Origin of the sequence: Pseudomonas sp. Xaverov 83 (genome assembly GCF_019352905.1) — a bacterium.
In the GTDB taxonomy this organism is placed as follows: Bacteria; Pseudomonadota; Gammaproteobacteria; order Pseudomonadales; family Pseudomonadaceae; genus Aquipseudomonas; species Aquipseudomonas yamanorum.
Map to the genome: position 1 here is coordinate 101,993 of NZ_JAAAFU010000029.1, position 15,849 is coordinate 117,841.

Consider the following 15,849-nt stretch of genomic DNA (forward strand, 5'->3'; position numbering starts at 1 on the left):
ATGGAGACACCATCATGACGACTTCCAAATTTGCCGCCCTCGCCCTCACCGGTTTGCTGTCTGCGGTTTCGCTGAGCAGCTTTGCCGCCTCCACAGGTTCCAGCACCGGCCCGACCGACCCTGTCGGCAGCCCGCCCAACCCGGCCACTCAAGAGTCGAAGGACTCGATGGGCACCGGCATGGACACCAATGGCGGCGCCATCATCGACAACAGCAGAGACCCACGCACCCAGGGCGACGACACCAATCGCAACAGCGGTGCGGTGCCTAACGGCAAAATGGGCCCTGGCGCCACTTCACCTTCGATCAATAAAGGCGATGACTCCAACATCCCTGGTGCGCCAAAACAGCCAGCGCCTTAATCCGCGAGAAAGACGAACACCCAACCATTTCCCAGTGAAGAGGTATGCATGAACGTCGATCACAACCTTGAAAAAGAAGTCCTCACCCGTCTGCTCCACGCTCATCCCAGTGGGTTGGGCAAGGAAGTGCTGGACAACTACCGAGGTGAAAAAGTGGTGGCCAGCGCCTTGGCCACCTTGCAGGACCGCGGGTGGATCAAGGAGGGCCATGTGACTTGCAACGATGCCGGTGAACATGCGCTGAACCTGCCGATCAAGCTCACCGCATCCGGCGTGGAAGCGGCTCGCAAGCTGGAAAGCGAAGCGGGCCAGTAACGCACTTTGTCTGGCCTGGCCCTTCGCGAAGGGCCAGAACCAGGAGGAGTATCGCAATGCCTCGTGGAAGCAAAGCCAAATACACCACCGAACAAAAACGCAAGGCCGCTCATATCGAAGCGAGTTATGAGCACCAGGGCTTGTCGAAAGAAGAAGCCGAGGCCCGGGCGTGGGCCACCGTCAACAAGCAGTCCGGTGGCGGCGAAAAGGCTGGCGGTTCAGGCCAGCGCAAGGCCCCGGCGAAGAAGTCCCAGGACCGGCATGAGTCGGCCAAGCGGGCTGCGGCCAGTCGTGAAGGGCATCCGCGTAACAGCCGAGTTTCGCTGAGTACACAGACCAAGGAAAGCTTGCTGAAGGAAGCGCGCGCCAAGGACATTCCCGGGCGCTCGACGATGCGTAAAGATGAGTTGATTGAGGCGCTGAAAAAGGCCGGTTAAAGCGGATCAAAATGTGGGAGCGGGCTTGCTCGCGAAGGCGGTGTATCAGTGCCAGATTCATTGGCTGACCCACCGCCTTCGCGAGCAAGCCCGCTCCCACATTTTTTGATCGGGTTTGCAGCCACGGAATCAGCGGTGGGCGGCCACCAGTAGCATCATTGGGCGCTCAAGCTCTTCTGCCAGTGCGGGGCGGGCCTTCAGGTCCGCTTCGCTGGGGCCCCACTCGTCTACATGGGTCAGGGTGAACCCTGCCTGGATCAACAGCGTCAGCAACGTGCCTACCGTGCGATGCTGCTTGATCACGCCATCCGCCAACCAGTTGGTCACCCGTGGCCCTTCCAATTGATAGCTGTCCACCGGCCAGCTCTTGCGCCCTTGCTCATCAATCAGCCAGCCCGGTTGCCGAGGCGCCATGAAGATCGGGTGTTCGATGGAAAACACCAACCGCCCGCCCGGGACCAACGCTTGATGGATGCGCGCGAACAGGCCTTTCAGATCGACGATGTAATGAAACGCCAATGAGCTGTAGGCCAGGTCGAAAGCGGCATCCGGAAGGTCGAGTTTTTCCAGGTCGGCGATGGCGTAGGTGATGGCCGAAGATGACGTCATCTCCTTCGCCCGCGCCAGCATCTTTTGCGAGACATCCAGCCCCAGCACCTGTTCGGCGCCCTGCTCTTGGGCCCAACGACTGAACCAGCCATAGCCGCAACCCAGGTCCACCACTTTCAACCCCGGCATCGACGGCAGCATGGCTTGCAACGCCGGCCACTCCGGAGCGCCGGCGAGGCCTTCTACCGAGCGCCCCATTTTGCTGTAGCCCTCGAAGAAAACCTCGGTGTCGTAGATGTTCTGGGTCATGACGCTGCTCCGTGCTGAATGGCGACTATTCTGCCGAATCAGCCCGCACTCAACAACGCATCCACTTCAGCCGTGCCCGGTGAGGTGGCCGGGCCCCAGCGCGTGACGGCCAATGCCGCCGCCGCATTCGCGCGACGGGCCGCAACCGCCGGCGCCAGGCCATTGGCCAGGCCGGCGATAAACACCCCGGCGTGAGCATCGCCGGCACCGTTGCTGTCCACCGCCTTGACCTTGAATCCCGGCACATGTTCGGCCTGACCATTACGGCTGACCCAACAGCCATTCGGCCCATCGCGCACCACCAGCAAGGTGTCGGCGGACAGGTGGTCGTTGAGCTTGAGCAATGCGCCCGCAAGGTCGCTGGCGCCGGTGAAGGCCAGTGCTTCCGGACCGTTGCTGGTCCAGATGTCGATACGCGGCAACAGGGCGACCATCAAGGCCGAGTCCGGTGCCTTCACCAGCGGGCCCGGATCGAACACCACGGTGATCTCCCGCGGCAACGCCAGCAGCCAATCGAGCAACGCCCGGGCCTTGCCCTCCAGCAGCAGGCTGTAGCCGCTGACGTACACATAGTCGTCGTCGCGTGGTACCGCATTGGCCAGGTCTTGCGCCAGCAGGTCACCTTCGGCGCCGATGTGGGAGATGAAGGTGCGCTCGGTAGTGGCTTCGGTCAGGGACACACACAGGCCGGTGTCCTTGTCGTCGCTGGCGGCCAGGGCCATTTCAATGCCTTCGGCTTGCATTGCCGCACGTGCCAGATCACCGAAGCGGCCGTTGCCGTGACGGCCCAGATACACGACCGGTAACCCGTTGCGTCGGGCGGCGGCCATCACGTTGAAGCCGCCGCCGGCTTCGAAGCTGGCGGAGTTGGCCAATACATCGCCGCCGGTGGCGGGCAATGTGTCGAGGGACATGACCAGGTCGACGATGACCTGGCCGCTGTGCAGCAATCTAGACATTAGCGCTCTCTACCAAAGCCGGACGACGATCAGCCGCGCCACCCAGTACCGCATAAATCCCGCCGGCCACCAGGAAGGTGACGATCCAGCCCAGGCCGTTATGGCCCAGCCACGAATCGGACAGCGGCCCGGCGAACCAGATGTTCTCGGCCGTCGTGCCGATGGTGGTGAAGCTGAAACCCAGCACAATCGCAATCGCCCAGGCGCCAAATGCACGCCATTCAACCCCGCCGCGATACCAGTAGGCACTGCTTGGCGTCACGTCCAGCAGGTCTTTGGGGCTGTAGTAATGGCGATGGATCAGGTCAACCACAAAGATCCCGACCCAGGCGGTGATTGGCACCGCCAGCAACGAGATGAAGGTGATGAACGGACCATAGAAACTGTCGGCGATCAGCATGAAGTAGATCGACCCGGCGAAGATCGCGACGATGTCGACGATCACCGCGTGCACGCGCTTGACCTTCAAGCCGAGGGTCAAGGTGGTGAGGCCAGCCGAGTACACCGACAGGTTGTTGGACAGCAGCAGCCCGCCAAACGCGGTGATCAGGTATGGCACGGCCATCCAGGTCGGCAGCATGTCGCGGATCGCGATGATCGGGTCAGTGGCCGACGCCAGGTCGTTGTTGCCCACCGACAGCAAACCGCCGAGGGTGATCAACAGCACCAGCGGAATCCCCGCCCCGAAGGCGGCAGACGCTACCAGGCGCACGGCCTTGACGCTGCGGTGCTGGTAGCGCGACATGTCGGCACCGGCGTTGGCCCAGCCGATGCCGGTACCGGCCGCCATGGTGCCGACGCCGATGATCATCGCGCTCAACGGCGCTGGCGTGGCGTTGAACACCGCGCTCCAGTCGATGGTGGCGCAGAGGAAACCGCCCACCAGGATATTCAGTGCGCCGAACACGTAGGTGGCCCACTTCTGGATCACCAGCAAGGTGGCGTGGCCCAGGCCCGATACGGCGAGGGTCAACAGCACGAAGATGCCAATGAACAGCAGGGTCAGTACCGGCGCGCTTTTGGCGGCAACCGGCGAGTTGAACAGGATCGAGCACAACGACAGCAGCACGAATGCCGCCGTGGTGGTGTTGACGGTTTCCCAGCCCAGACGCGACATCAGCGACACCAGCGTCGGGCCGATATTGCCGCGTACGCCAAAGATCGCCCGGGACAGGGTCAGGCTCGGTGCACGGCCACGACGGCCGGCGATGGAGATGATGCCCACCACCGCAAACGAGCCGGCGGCGCCGAGGATCGCCACGATGATTGCCTGCCAGATTGCCAGGCCGCGAAACGCCACGAGGGTCGCGCCCAGGGGCAAGCCGAGGATGCTGATGTTGGCCGCAAACCAGACCCAGAACAGTTGCAGCGGATGGCCGTTGCACTCGCCTTCCGGGACCGGCTCGATGCCGCGTGTTTCCAATTGCCCGGCGCTTTGGCCGGAAGAGGGCGTACTCATGGTGGGGTGCTCCTGATGCCTGTTTTTTTGTGGTTGTGGCAGGTTGGCAAGTTGAATCTGTGTTCCGGTCGTCCTGACTCGGCGCGATCAATGTGGGAGCTGGCTTGCCTGCGATAGCGAAGTGTCAGCCGATGATGCATTCACTGATCGACCGCTATCGCAGGCAAGCCAGCTCCCACATTTTTGATCTGCGGTGCTCAGCGCAGATCGAGGAGGCCTTGGACCAAGGGCTCCAGGTCCAGGCCGTTAACCTGCTTGACCTGCTCAATCATCGCCTCAGGCCAGCACTGCATCCCCAGGCACGCACCGAGCATTGCGCCGAGAATCGCGGCGATGGTGTCGGTGTCGCCGCCAAGGCTGGCGGCCATGCACAGGGCTTCGAAGGCATTCACTTCACCCACCGCGACTTGCTGTGCGAGGGCAAACGACACCACCACCGATTCCTGGGACGCCACCGAGGTGCCGATCAATTCGTAGAGCAGGTCGGTAAACAGCGCCTTGTCGCCGCTGTCGACGCTCAAGGTGCGCGCCCAACTGATGCGGGTGGCGATGCGCCCACCGGCAATCCAGTGGCCATGGTTTTCCGCCTGCTGGGCGATCTGGGTGCCGATGTTCAGCGCTTCGCCCAGGTCGACACCGTTGATCCCGGCGGAAACTACCGCGGCCACGGCTGCGGCGCTGGAGATGCCCAGGTTGGTGTTGTGTGTGACCTGGCACGCCTGGATCACCGCCTGGATAAACTGCGCAGGGTCATTGACGTCCGCCGCGATGCCCACCGGGGTGATGCGCATGGCGGCGCCATTGGTAGTGCCGTAGCGCCCGGATTCTTCCGGGGTATGGCCCGCCAGGATCATGTCGATCGCCCGTTTGGTGGACGGGCCCAGCAAATCCTGGGACCCCTTGGCGCGCATCACCGCTTCCCAGTCGATCAGGCGCTGGGCCAGTTCGGTGGGTTCGATCTTGCCTTGGCCGTCTACCAGCAACTGGCCGACGAGAATCGCCTGTTCGGTGTCATCGGTGATCGACCCCTTGGGCATGTTCGGTGCGATCGGCTGATCGGCGTCGGCATCTTCCAGGGCGGTGATCGCGCCGAAACGCGCCTTGACCTGCTCGCGGCTCAGGGACTGGGTGGGCATGCCCAACGCATCGCCCAGGGCCAGGCCGTAGAAGGCGCCGAGGGCGCGGGTGGTGGCGGTCATGTCGGTGTTCCAAATTGAAGGTGCAGGCGGAAGTGCAGAGGGTCGAGCAGGCTTTCGACGGATTCCATGAACCGGTCCTGCCGGTCGTACGTGGTGCGCAGGGCCTTGAGGAACACCGTGCCCACCGGCCGCCCCAGCAATTGGGCGTCTTCTTCGTTCAACGGCTCGGCACCGATCCATTGGCTGCCGGTGGCGCCGACGTAGCCGTAGGCTGCCAGGGTGATGGTCAGGGAGTTATCGATCAGGCCGACTTGCGGCAGGCTCTCGAGACCACCGGAGGCCGGCATCAGCGAGCGCTCCAGGGACACGAACGTGCCGTCGGCGGCGCGACGGCGGCGATCGAGGGCGATGAATTGGTCACTGCCGTGACTGCTGAGCAGGTCCGGGCGGGTGACTGCTTCCAGGCGCAGGATTTCGGAGGTGACCACTGCGCCGGTGTCGGCGAGGGCCTGGGCCCAACCGCTGCGTTGGTCGAGCACCATGCCGTCGAAGGTGACGATGGAGCCCACACCGCTTTGGGTGGCGATGTAGCTGCGGCGCTTGAGCTCGGCCAGGGCCTCACGCAGGGTGCCGCGGCTGACGGAAAACTCTTCGGCCAACTGATGCTCGCCTGGCAGCAGGACACCGTCAGCCATCACTCCACCCTCGATACGGCGGATCAGCTCGTCGACGACGCGTTTTTTCTTATCAAATCGGACATGTCTAATCATGTACAAATTGATAACCGAAAGCGCCCGGCTACAGCAAGCGAATTATTTCAGAGGAAGGGAGAAATCAGCCTCAGGGCTCCAGGCCGATAGGGAAAAATACCCCGCCGCTCCAGACGCCAAGCCAGTTCTTACCGTTGATCGGACGGGTCACCGCCAACTCCACCAACTGATAGAACGCATTGCGATGGACCAAGGCTTCGAGGTTGGTGCGCACCCGCAGGTATGGCGAGGGTTCCTGGGTGTCCGGGTCGATCACCACCCGCAGCGGATGCTCGATACCGGCCTCGACCTGCTCATCCACGTTGGTGGTAAAGCGCAGGACCTGGCTTCCGCCCTGCCCTTCGACTTCCAGGGTCACGGCGACGAAGGGCGCGTCATCGACCTTGATCCCGACCTTTTCCACCGGGGTGATCAGGAAGTAATCATCGCCATCGCGGCGGATGATGTTGGAGAACAGCTTGACCATCGGCTTGCGGCCAATCGGCGTGCCCATATAGAACCAGGTGCCATCGCGGGCAATGCGCATGTCGATATCGCCGCAAAAATCCGGGTTCCACAGATGCACCGGTGCGGGCCCCTTGCCCTTGGGCAATTGCGCCAACAGGTCATTGGCCTTGGCCGAATCGCTCATGCTGTACTCCTTGTGTCTTACTGATCGCTCATGCCCAACAGGCTGCGCGCGTAGTGCGCCAGGGGCTTGCCGATCAGATCATCAGGCTTGTTGTCGTGGAACGTCAGTAAACCGCCACGGCTGTGAATCCGCACAGTATCAATCAAATACTGGGTGCTGGTCTCAATCAACATGACCTGAATGGTGCCGGTGTCGATACCCAGGCGATCCACCGCCTCCTGGTCAGACCATTCATCGGCGTTGCCGATCCGGTCATCCGCCTGGGCAAAGCGGCAGTACAACAGGTAATGCGCGCCGGCCGCGCGTGCTTCAGACATTGCCTGTTCCAGGCCTTCGGGTTTGCGGGCGCGGCGGACCATCGGGAAGTATTCGACAAAGCCGTTGAAGGCTTCCTCGGCCACTACGTTAGGCCGTGGATAAGCGCTGCCCGGCGGGGTGAAGGCGCCCTGGGCGATGAAAACGAAGGAGTCCGGCTGTATGCGGACCGAATTGACGCGGCGAGTATCGCTGTGGTCCAGCAGCCCGGCGTCGCTCATCTGATAGCGCGTGCCTTCGGCCATATCACTGACGGTCATGCAGCCACCCAGCGCGAGTGACGCCAGCACCAAAACCAGACTACGCATCCTAATTCTCCAAAGGCCGGTGACGGAAAACCGGCGAATGGGCACGAGATGCAGATTTTGCGCCAGCTTGCGGGACTAGCCGCCGATGATCTTCATGATGGTGGCGCCGCCGGAGAATGCCACCTCCTGCTTGTCGCCCAAGGCCTTGACCAACAAGCGCTGCAAGGCCGGTAGAGCCTGGTGGCGGGGTTTGTCCAGCAGGTCGCCGACGTAGTGGCGGTTGCTCGACGACAGGCAGCCATGCAGCCAGCCGGTGGACGACAGGCGCAAACGCGAGCAGGTCCGGCAGAACGGCACGCTTTCATTGGCGATGACACCGAAGAAGCCTTTGCCGGGCACTTCGTAACGCACGGCAGTGGCGTCCACCGGAGCGTTGGCTTGCAGGTATTCGTGCTGTTCGCCGATCAGACTGAGCAGTTGCTGGAGGCTGACGAATTGCTGCAGGAACGCGTTGGAGTCGGTGGCCAAGTGGCCCATGCGCATCAATTCGATAAAGCGCAGCTCGTAGCCACGCTCCAGGCAGTAGTCGAGCAGCGGCATCACCTGGTCGAGGTTCTGGCCGCGCAACGGCACCATGTTGACCTTGATCTTGATTCCGGCGGCGCTGGCCTGGTCCATGCCATCAAGCACAGTCGCCAGGTCGCCACCGCGAGCGATGCTGCGGAAGGCGTCGGCGTCCAGGGTATCGAGGGAGACGTTGATCCGGCGAATGCCTGCATCCACCAGCAGCGGCAGTTTGCGCGCCAGCAGTTGGCCGTTGGTGGTCAGGCTGATATCACTCAGCCCCATCTGCCCCACGGCGCCCATGAAGGCCTCCAGCTTGGGGCTGACCAACGGTTCACCGCCGGTAATGCGCAGGCGCTCGATGCCGGCGGCCTCAATCAGGTACTCAACGCCGCGAGCCATCGCCTCGGCCGACAATTCGTCCTGCGCAGCCACCAGCCGCTTACCGTTGGGCACGCAGTAGGTACAGGCGTAATTGCAGGCTGAGGTCAGGCTGATCCGCAAATTGCGGAATCGCCTGCCTTGACGATCAACGATCATGGATCACTCCGGCAGAGGATAATTCGGGCACGCCAAAACCTGACTGAAAAATCAAGTTTTAGCAAGGTCCTTGCCTGAGTATATTCCTGGGTTACTGCGCTGGGCAGGAAATCATATCGCCATCACGCTGGCGAATGATTCAAGTGGCCGGCGTTTCAGCGTTCGGCAAATCGGTGCTGTGCTTGCGCTTGTTGCCCATGCGCACGCCGATGTCCATCAGGAATTGGAAAAAACCTTCCTGATCTTCCAGCACATTGCTCCAGAACGGCGAGTGGTACAGCGCCACGGCGCCGTGCACCAACGCCCAGGCGGCGCAGTAGTGGAAATACGGCGGCACGTCTTCGAGCTTGCCTTCGCTGATGCGGCCCTTGATCAGCAGGGTCAGGCGCTCGAAGTTCGAGGCGCGGATCTTGTGCAACTCCTCGACCATTTCCGGCACCTGATGGCCTTTCACCACTTTCTCTTCCAGGCGATCAAACAGGCGGTAGCGCTGCGGGTCACGCATGCGGAACTCAAAGTAGGCGCGGGACAGCGCTTCCTTGTCCTTGTCGACATCGGCCGAGTGCAGCAGCTCGTTCAGGTCGCGCTCGTAGTCGAGCATCAGGCGCAGGTAGATCTCGGCCTTGGACTTGAAGTGCTTGTAGATGGTGCCTTTGCCGATACCCACGGCATCCGCAATCATCTCGACGGTGACGCTGTCTTCACCCTGGTCGAGGAACAGCTTGAGTGCGGTGTCGAGAATTTCCTGCTCGCGGCGGCGAAACTCACGGACCTTGCGGGGTTCTTTGTGCATAAGAAAAAGGTCTGCAGAGATGGATATTGGGAGGGTGGCGTGCCCCAAGCGGTGCTTGTCGGAACGTTTTACCCGGTGCGCGGGATTATCCCGACTGAACGGTCGTTGGGCAACGCCTATATGAACAACCTTTGCACTTAACTTACAGTGCGCCAACGAATCAGCCGATTTGAGTCAGAAATAAAACGGGGGATTGCCACCTGTGCATCGCACCCCATGAGAACTCAACCGAAGCGCGCGTATTCCAAATCTGTTTAAAAAACGATCAGATGCGGCTGGACTGAATCGGATACTGATCAATACTTGAAATGTCGGCGTGGCATCTCCCCCAAGTGACGCGTCGACCTGGGTACCGACGGACTGCGTGCCCTTGTTTTACTCCTAATGGTCTTAGCCCGGATTCACCCCCCAGAACCCGGGTTTTTTTTGCCTGCGATTTAGTGGCCGACGTGGGCCAGCGGGAACAGACGCTTGAAGTTCTCGGTGGTCTGTTCGGCGAAGCGCTCGTAGGATTCGCCCCGCAGCATCGCCAGGTAATCCGCCACATCACGTACGTATTCCGGCAGGTTGGGCTTGCCGCGATGAGGAATTGGCGCCAGGTACGGCGAATCGGTTTCCACCAGCAGACGGTCTGCCGGGACCTGACGCGCGACATCCCGCAGGGCATCGGCATTGCGGAAGGTCACGATGCCCGACAAGGAAATGTAGAAACCGAGGTCGAGGGCGGCCTTGGCCATGTCCCAGTCCTCCGTGAAGCAATGCAGCACACCGGCCTGGGGCAGCGCGGCCTCGCGCAGCAGGGTCAGGGTGTCGGCACGGGCGCCACGGGTGTGGACGATCACGGGTTTGCCAGTCTGCTGAGCGGCTTGCAGGTGCAGACGGAACGACGCCTGCTGCAACTCGGCGGCTTCCGGTTCATAGTGGTAATCCAGGCCGGTCTCGCCGATAGCCACCACGCGTGGGTGATTGAGTTCGCCGAGCAGCCAGTCGAGGGCCGGGGCTTCGCCGGGCTTCAGGTCCAGCGGGTGAATGCCCACCGAGCAATCGACGTCGACATAACGATCGGCCAGGGCTTTGACGTCGGCGGCGTTTTCCGCACTGACGCCGATGCACAGGAAGTGCCCTACCCCGCGCTGGCGCGCGGCTTCGAGAGCTGCGTCGAGGGAGCCATCGTGCTGGGCCAGGTCGAGGCGATCAAGGTGGCAATGGGAATCTACGAGCATAGGGATCTACAACTTGAGTCACGGAAAGTGTCTGGCCAACGATACACCCGTCGGCCACTGAAATTAACGGCGGCCGAGCAAGCCGACCCATTGCACCAGCAAGGCCTCAAGCAACAGCACGCGGTTGAGGTTGGCCTTGCCCAGGACCTTCTGGCGCTGGGCGAGGATCCAGTCCTGAATGTTCAAGACCTTGTCCTGGGCACTCTTCTGCGCGAGGTATTGCACCACCTTGCGCATGTCCGCCAGGCCCAGGCCGTTTTCGTCCTGGGTCAGCTGGTAGCGCAGGATCAGGCTCGACCAGTCGCAGAACCAGTCGAACAACAGCAGCAAGGGAATGTCTTTCCATGCGCTTTCGGCCAGTTGCGTTGCAGACAGTTCCTGCTTGAGCAACTTCTTCACGCCATCCACCACCAACGCACGCTGTTCACGTACGCCTTGGGCCTGGAGTTTGACCGCCGCCAGGGGCGAGCCGGCCGCCAGGGTCAGCAACTCGACGCGCTCGGCCTCGCCACACTCCGGCAGTGCCTGGGCCAGCCATTGCAGGCTCATGGCTTCGCTCGGCAACGGGCAGGCCTGTTGCACACAGCGGCTGCGGATGGTCGGCAGCAGGCGGCTGGACTGGTGGCTCACCAGCAGTAGCACGGTATCGCCGGACGGTTCTTCCAGGCTCTTGAGCAAGGCGTTGGCCGCGTTGATGTTCATCGATTCCACTGGCTCGATCAGCACCACTTTGCGCCCGCCCATCTGCGCCGTCTGCACCACGAAGCTGACCAGATCACGCACCTGGTCGACCTTGATCGCCTTATCGGCTTCTTCAGGCTCCAGCAGGTAGTTATCCGGATGGCTGCCAGCCTTGAGCAGCATGCAGGATTTACATTCTCCGCACGCCTCAAGGCCGTTGGGCCGCTGGCACAACAAGCTGGCCATCAGCCGCTCGGCCAGGGCGCGCTTGCCGATGCCCACCGGGCCGTGGAGCAAGTAGGCGTGGGCGTGCTGGGCACGGCCAGCCAGTTGCTGCCAGAGGCTGTCCTGCCACGGATAGGTTTCAGCCACGGACACGCTCCACAAGCTTCGGCAACAGGGCGTCGATGCACTGCTGAACCTGAGTCAGCGGTTGCGCGGCGTCCAGCAGGTAATAACGGGCGGGGTCGGCTTCGGCTCGCTTGAGAAACTCGCTGCGCACAGCTTCAAAAAACACTCGGGTTTCCAGTTCGAAACGATCGAGGCGACCCCGGGCGGTGGCGCGGGCCATGCCGACTTCCACCGGGAGGTCGAACACCAGGGTCAGGTCGGGCCGCAAATCGCCCTGGACGAAGGTTTCCAGCGTCGCAATGCGCTCAAGGGACAAGCCACGACCGCCGCCCTGATAGGCATAGGTGGAATCGGTAAACCGGTCACAAATCACCACCGCGCCACGGGCCAGCGCCGGGCGAATGACTTCGGCCAGGTGCTGGGCGCGGGCAGCAAACACCAGCAGCAGCTCGGTGTCGGGGTTCATCTGTTCGTCGCCCGGGGTCAGCAGCACTTCCCGGATACGCTCGGCCAGCGGCGTGCCGCCGGGCTCGCGGGTCAGCAGCACCTCGATACCTTCGGCGCGCAGGCGCTCGGCCAGGTATTCGCGGTTGGTGCTTTTGCCGGCGCCTTCCGGGCCTTCCAGGGTAATAAACAAGCCAGTCACAGGCAGTCCTTAGTCAGAGTCATTGCGAGCTTTGCGGCGCGGTGTCATCGGGTGCGGGAGACGGCTCGGCGGGCGTATCCACCGGTGCGTCTTCAGGTTTTGCCGCCGGTGCGGGCGCGGGCGCCGGGCTGGAACGGTAATCGGCACGACGCTTCATCTGAAACTCACGCACCGCCGCGTTATGCGCATCCAGGTTATCCGAGAAGATATGGCTGCCGTCGCCACGGGCGACAAAATACAGGCTGCTACCGGCCACCGGGTTCAGCGCGGCATGAATCGCCTCACGTCCGACCATGGCAATCGGCGTCGGCGGCAGGCCGGCGATCACATAGGTGTTGTAGGGCGTGGCTTCCTTGAGGTGCGCACGGGTCAGCTTGCCCGTGTAGCGCTCGCCGAGGCCGTAGATCACCGTCGGGTCGGTTTGCAGCAGCATGCCGATCTGCATGCGTCGCACGAACACTCCGGCGATCTGGCCGCGCTCTTCCGGCACGCCGGTTTCTTTCTCGACCAGCGAGGCCATGATCAGCGCTTGATAGGGTTCGGTGTACGGCGCATCGGCGGCGCGTTTGCTCCACTCCTGGGCGAGGACATCGTCCAGACGGTTGTAGGATTTTTTCAGCAGTTCGACGTCGCTCATGCCACGCACGAAGCGGTAGGTGTCGGGGAAAAAGCGGCCTTCAGGGAAGACACCAGGGTGGCCGAGCTTTTCCATCACCTCACTGTCACTCAGGCCCGACAGGGTTTGCTCGATCTTTTCATGCTTGGCCAGGGCGGCGCGCACCTGGCGGAAGTTCCAGCCTTCCACCAGCGTGATGCTGTACTGCACCACTTCGCCACGCTGCCACAAACCGATCAGGCCCTCGGCGGTGAGGCCCGGGGTCATGCGGTATTCACCACTGTGCAGCGGCTGGCCGTCGAGGTTGAAGCGCCAGTAAAGACGCAACCAGAACGCATCCTTGAGTACGCCGTCATTTTCAAGACGATTGAAGGTGCCGGTGGGCGTCGCGCCGGCCGGTACGTCCAGCAATTGCTCCTGGGTCAGATTCAGGGGCTGCTCAAGGGCCGAGTTCAGCTTCCAGGCCGAAGCGCCCAGCAGCAAACCCGCCAGGACCAGGCCGATCTCCAGCAACAATACAAATTTACGTCTCAAATCAAATATCCAATAGTGCGCGAACAATGCCCTGCAGTTTACGGGTGAGCGGCCCAACCGACCAGCTCATCGCAGCACATCCGCGCACCGGCCAAATGCCATATACGCTGTTGCACACAAAGACTTCGTCAGCCTGTTGCAGTTGCTCAAGGCTGATGTCGGCCACACGGGTCGGGATGCCCAACGCCTGAGCCTGGGCCAACACCTCGGCCCGCATGACGCCGGCGACCCCACAGCGCTTCAGATCAGCGGTCAGTAACACGCCGTCACACACCAGGAACAGGTTGCTGAACACGCCTTCGATGACTCGACCGGACATATCCAGCATCAAACCTTCGGCGTGATCGGCATCCTGCCACTCGGCGCGGGCGAATACCTGTTCCAGACGATTGAGGTGCTTGAGGCCTGCGAGCAACGGTTGTTCGGACAAACGGGTGGTACACGCAAACAGGCGAATGCCTGACGCTGCATGTTCCGGGGGATAAGTGGCAGGTGGACTGCCTTGCAGAATACGCCGCGGGGGAGCGCCAGCGCTGATGCCGTAACCGCGCTGGCTGTCGCCACGGGTCAGGATCAATTTGAGCACACCGTCGCCGAGGGCGGCGGCATAGGCCAGCAATTCGCTGCGGATCAACGGCTGATCCGCAACAATCGCCAACCGCCTGCAGCCCTCACCGAGGCGCTGCAGGTGGCGGTCGAGCAACACGGGCTGCCCGGCCTTGACGGCAATGGTCTCGAACAGGCCATCACCGTACGCCAGGCCACGGTCTTTCAGGGGCACTGCGCCCGCCGGCTGACCGTCAACCCAGCTTTCCATCACTCGGCGAACCGGCGGAACACCAGGGAACCGTTGGTACCACCAAAACCGAACGAGTTGGACAACACCACGTCGATCGGCATCTTCTGCGCTTCATGCGGTACGAAGTTCAGGTCGCAGCCTTCATCCGGCTCATCGAGGTTGATGGTCGGCGGAGCGACCTGATCCTTGATGGCCAGCACACTGAAGATCGCCTCGACCGCGCCCGCCGCACCCAACAGGTGGCCGGTCATGGACTTGGTGGAGCTGACCGCCAGCTTGTAGGCGTGCTCGCCGAACACCGACTTGATGGCCTCGGCTTCCGCCAGGTCGCCCGTCGGGGTCGAAGTGCCGTGGGCGTTGATGTACTGCACCTGGTCAGCGTTGACCTTGGCATCACGCAACGCATTGGTGATGCAGCGGGCAGCACCCGCACCGTCAGACGGCGGCGAGGTCATGTGATACGCATCACCGCTCATGCCGAAGCCAATCAGTTCGGCGTAGATGGTGGCGCCACGGGCTTTCGCGTGCTCCAGCTCTTCGAGCACCAGCGCACCGGCGCCGTCGGCCAGTACAAAGCCGTCACGGCCCTTGTCCCATGGACGGCTGGCACGGGTCGGCTCGTCATTGCGGGTCGACAGTGCACGGGACGCGCCGAAGCCCCCCATGCCAAGGCCGCAGGCCGCCATTTCGGCGCCGCCAGCGATCATCACGTCGGCTTCGTCGTAGGCGATATTGCGCGCCGCCATGCCGATGCAGTGAGTGCCCGTGGTGCACGCCGTAGAGATGGCGTAGTTAGGCCCCTGGGCACCCAAGTGGATGGACAGGAAACCGGAAATCATGTTGATGATCGAGCCAGGCACGAAGAACGGTGAAATACGACGGGGGCCAGACTCGTGCAACGTGCGGCTGGTTTCTTCGATATTGGTCAGACCGCCAATACCCGAACCCATGGCCACGCCGATGCGCTCACGGTTGGCGTCGGTGACTTCCAGGCCGGCATTACGCACCGCCTGAAAACCGGCTGCCAGGCCGTATTGAATGAACAGGTCGAGTTTGCGGGACTCTTTGACCGAGAGATATTCCTCGACATTGAAGTCCTTTACCGAGCCGCCAAAACGGGTGGAATAGGCAGAAAGGTCCGTGTGTTCGATCAGACCAATACCACTGCGGCCAGCCAGAATGCCCTGCCAACTGCTCGGCACATCCGTACCCAGTGGCGACAACATACCCATACCGGTGACTACGACGCGTCTACGCGACACAGCACTCTCCTTTTTCTAATGACGACACTTTGCATCAGGCTTAAAGGAAAAAACCGCACGCCATAGGGCAGTGCGGTTTTTCCATCACAGCAAGCGACGATTACAAACTATTACGCCTGGTGGCTAGTAACGTAGTCGATAGCAGCTTGAACGGTAGTGATTTTTTCAGCTTCTTCGTCCGGGATTTCGGTCTCGAATTCCTCTTCCAGAGCCATCACCAGCTCAACGGTGTCAAGGGAGTCGGCACCCAGGTCTTCAACGAAGGAAGCAGTGTTGGTCACTTCTTCTTCTTTAACGCCCAGTTGCTCAGCAACGATTTTCTTGACGCGCTCTTCGATGGTGCTCAT

The 15,849-nt window shown here is 61.9% G+C and carries 19 protein-coding genes; 3 read left to right on the forward strand and 16 right to left on the reverse strand.

All coding sequences use genetic code 11. From position 1 onward, the window contains the following. Positions 1–14 precede the first annotated feature (14 nt). Genes K0H47_RS11760 through K0H47_RS11770 form a run of 3 tightly spaced genes read left to right on the forward strand, consistent with a single transcriptional unit; the run spans position 15 to position 1,114 of the window. Positions 15–362 carry a hypothetical protein gene (locus K0H47_RS11760; RefSeq protein WP_063027966.1) on the forward strand — a complete coding sequence of 116 codons (348 nt, stop codon included), beginning with the start codon at positions 15–17 and terminating at the stop codon, positions 360–362. Positions 363–410: 48 nt separating this feature from the next. Further along, the gene (locus tag K0H47_RS11765) at positions 411–677 is read left to right on the forward strand and encodes a hypothetical protein (protein ID WP_017475797.1); all 267 of its coding nucleotides are present in this window, start codon (positions 411–413) and stop codon (positions 675–677) included. 56 nt (positions 678–733) lie between these two features. Beyond that, positions 734–1,114, forward strand: coding sequence for a Rho termination factor N-terminal domain-containing protein (locus K0H47_RS11770; protein ID WP_219272716.1), 381 nt, complete (start codon positions 734–736; stop codon positions 1,112–1,114). Positions 1,115–1,243: 129 nt separating this feature from the next. Here K0H47_RS11770 and K0H47_RS11775 read toward each other — a convergent pair whose 3' ends face one another. The 16 genes from K0H47_RS11775 to acpP form a co-directional block, all read right to left on the reverse strand. Continuing rightward, on the reverse strand, positions 1,244–1,972 hold the full coding sequence (locus tag K0H47_RS11775; RefSeq protein ID WP_063027962.1) for a class I SAM-dependent methyltransferase: 729 nt from the start codon (positions 1,970–1,972) through the stop codon (positions 1,244–1,246). Between the two features lie 38 nt (positions 1,973–2,010). Further along, positions 2,011–2,931: a PfkB family carbohydrate kinase gene (locus K0H47_RS11780; protein ID WP_177071195.1), complete on the reverse strand. Its 921-nt coding sequence runs from the start codon at positions 2,929–2,931 to the stop codon at positions 2,011–2,013. After that, on the reverse strand, positions 2,924–4,390 hold the full coding sequence (locus K0H47_RS11785) for a cytosine permease (protein WP_219272719.1): 1,467 nt from the start codon (positions 4,388–4,390) through the stop codon (positions 2,924–2,926). The genes K0H47_RS11780 and K0H47_RS11785 overlap by 8 nt, the downstream gene beginning before the upstream one ends. Before the next feature lie 197 nt (positions 4,391–4,587). After that, on the reverse strand, positions 4,588–5,589 hold the full coding sequence (locus K0H47_RS11790; RefSeq protein ID WP_177025749.1) for an ADP-ribosylglycohydrolase family protein: 1,002 nt from the start codon (positions 5,587–5,589) through the stop codon (positions 4,588–4,590). Then, positions 5,586–6,299: a GntR family transcriptional regulator gene (locus K0H47_RS11795; RefSeq protein WP_076015082.1), complete on the reverse strand. Its 714-nt coding sequence runs from the start codon at positions 6,297–6,299 to the stop codon at positions 5,586–5,588. The genes K0H47_RS11790 and K0H47_RS11795 overlap by 4 nt, the downstream gene beginning before the upstream one ends. A gap of 70 nt (positions 6,300–6,369) precedes the next feature. Next, complete coding sequence (locus tag K0H47_RS11800; RefSeq protein WP_177025748.1) at positions 6,370–6,930, reverse strand: DUF1285 domain-containing protein; 561 nt, start codon at positions 6,928–6,930, stop codon at positions 6,370–6,372. A gap of 17 nt (positions 6,931–6,947) precedes the next feature. After that, positions 6,948–7,553, reverse strand: coding sequence for a DUF4823 domain-containing protein (locus K0H47_RS11805; protein WP_063027950.1), 606 nt, complete (start codon positions 7,551–7,553; stop codon positions 6,948–6,950). 75 nt (positions 7,554–7,628) lie between these two features. Continuing rightward, positions 7,629–8,597: a GTP 3',8-cyclase MoaA gene (locus tag K0H47_RS11810; protein ID WP_017475804.1), complete on the reverse strand. Its 969-nt coding sequence runs from the start codon at positions 8,595–8,597 to the stop codon at positions 7,629–7,631. 139 nt (positions 8,598–8,736) lie between these two features. Continuing rightward, positions 8,737–9,390 (reverse strand): TetR/AcrR family transcriptional regulator, encoded by a 654-nt coding sequence (locus K0H47_RS11815; protein WP_004371278.1) that lies wholly within the window; start codon positions 9,388–9,390, stop codon positions 8,737–8,739. Positions 9,391–9,827: 437 nt separating this feature from the next. Next, positions 9,828–10,613, reverse strand: coding sequence for a TatD family hydrolase (locus K0H47_RS11820; RefSeq protein WP_219272720.1), 786 nt, complete (start codon positions 10,611–10,613; stop codon positions 9,828–9,830). 63 nt (positions 10,614–10,676) lie between these two features. Next, complete coding sequence (locus K0H47_RS11825) at positions 10,677–11,666, reverse strand: DNA polymerase III subunit delta' (RefSeq protein WP_093207318.1); 990 nt, start codon at positions 11,664–11,666, stop codon at positions 10,677–10,679. Further along, positions 11,659–12,291, reverse strand: coding sequence for a dTMP kinase (tmk, locus tag K0H47_RS11830; protein ID WP_177025747.1), 633 nt, complete (start codon positions 12,289–12,291; stop codon positions 11,659–11,661). Before tmk ends, K0H47_RS11825 begins: the two co-directional genes overlap by 8 nt. A 19-nt stretch (positions 12,292–12,310) precedes the next feature. Beyond that, the gene (mltG, locus tag K0H47_RS11835; protein ID WP_063027942.1) at positions 12,311–13,441 is read right to left on the reverse strand and encodes an endolytic transglycosylase MltG; all 1,131 of its coding nucleotides are present in this window, start codon (positions 13,439–13,441) and stop codon (positions 12,311–12,313) included. 1 nt (position 13,442) lies between these two features. Beyond that, positions 13,443–14,258, reverse strand: a complete 816-nt coding sequence (pabC, locus tag K0H47_RS11840) for an aminodeoxychorismate lyase (RefSeq protein ID WP_063027940.1) — start codon at positions 14,256–14,258, stop codon at positions 13,443–13,445. Next, complete coding sequence (gene fabF / locus K0H47_RS11845; RefSeq protein WP_026077774.1) at positions 14,258–15,502, reverse strand: beta-ketoacyl-ACP synthase II; 1,245 nt, start codon at positions 15,500–15,502, stop codon at positions 14,258–14,260. The genes pabC and fabF overlap by 1 nt, the downstream gene beginning before the upstream one ends. 110 nt (positions 15,503–15,612) lie before the next feature. Further along, on the reverse strand, positions 15,613–15,849 hold the full coding sequence (acpP, locus tag K0H47_RS11850) for an acyl carrier protein (RefSeq protein WP_010165887.1): 237 nt from the start codon (positions 15,847–15,849) through the stop codon (positions 15,613–15,615).

Excerpts from the sequence above, each read along its gene's own strand:
- K0H47_RS11760 (WP_063027966.1), top strand. The coding sequence starts at position 15 with ATGACGACTTCCAAATTTGCCGCCCTCGCCCTCACCGGTTTGCTGTCT.
- K0H47_RS11765 (WP_017475797.1), top strand. The coding sequence starts at position 411 with ATGAACGTCGATCACAACCTTGAAAAAGAAGTCCTCACCCGTCTGCTC.
- K0H47_RS11770 (WP_219272716.1), top strand. The coding sequence starts at position 734 with ATGCCTCGTGGAAGCAAAGCCAAATACACCACCGAACAAAAACGCAAG.
- K0H47_RS11775 (WP_063027962.1), bottom strand. The coding sequence starts at position 1,972 with ATGACCCAGAACATCTACGACACCGAGGTTTTCTTCGAGGGCTACAGC.
- K0H47_RS11780 (WP_177071195.1), bottom strand. The coding sequence starts at position 2,931 with ATGTCTAGATTGCTGCACAGCGGCCAGGTCATCGTCGACCTGGTCATG.
- K0H47_RS11785 (WP_219272719.1), bottom strand. The coding sequence starts at position 4,390 with ATGAGTACGCCCTCTTCCGGCCAAAGCGCCGGGCAATTGGAAACACGC.
- K0H47_RS11790 (WP_177025749.1), bottom strand. The coding sequence starts at position 5,589 with ATGACCGCCACCACCCGCGCCCTCGGCGCCTTCTACGGCCTGGCCCTG.
- K0H47_RS11795 (WP_076015082.1), bottom strand. The coding sequence starts at position 6,299 with ATGATTAGACATGTCCGATTTGATAAGAAAAAACGCGTCGTCGACGAG.
- K0H47_RS11800 (WP_177025748.1), bottom strand. The coding sequence starts at position 6,930 with ATGAGCGATTCGGCCAAGGCCAATGACCTGTTGGCGCAATTGCCCAAG.
- K0H47_RS11805 (WP_063027950.1), bottom strand. The coding sequence starts at position 7,553 with ATGCGTAGTCTGGTTTTGGTGCTGGCGTCACTCGCGCTGGGTGGCTGC.
- K0H47_RS11810 (WP_017475804.1), bottom strand. The coding sequence starts at position 8,597 with ATGATCGTTGATCGTCAAGGCAGGCGATTCCGCAATTTGCGGATCAGC.
- K0H47_RS11815 (WP_004371278.1), bottom strand. The coding sequence starts at position 9,390 with ATGCACAAAGAACCCCGCAAGGTCCGTGAGTTTCGCCGCCGCGAGCAG.
- K0H47_RS11820 (WP_219272720.1), bottom strand. The coding sequence starts at position 10,613 with ATGCTCGTAGATTCCCATTGCCACCTTGATCGCCTCGACCTGGCCCAG.
- pabC (WP_063027940.1), bottom strand. The coding sequence starts at position 14,258 with ATGGAAAGCTGGGTTGACGGTCAGCCGGCGGGCGCAGTGCCCCTGAAA.
- acpP (WP_010165887.1), bottom strand. The coding sequence starts at position 15,849 with ATGAGCACCATCGAAGAGCGCGTCAAGAAAATCGTTGCTGAGCAACTG.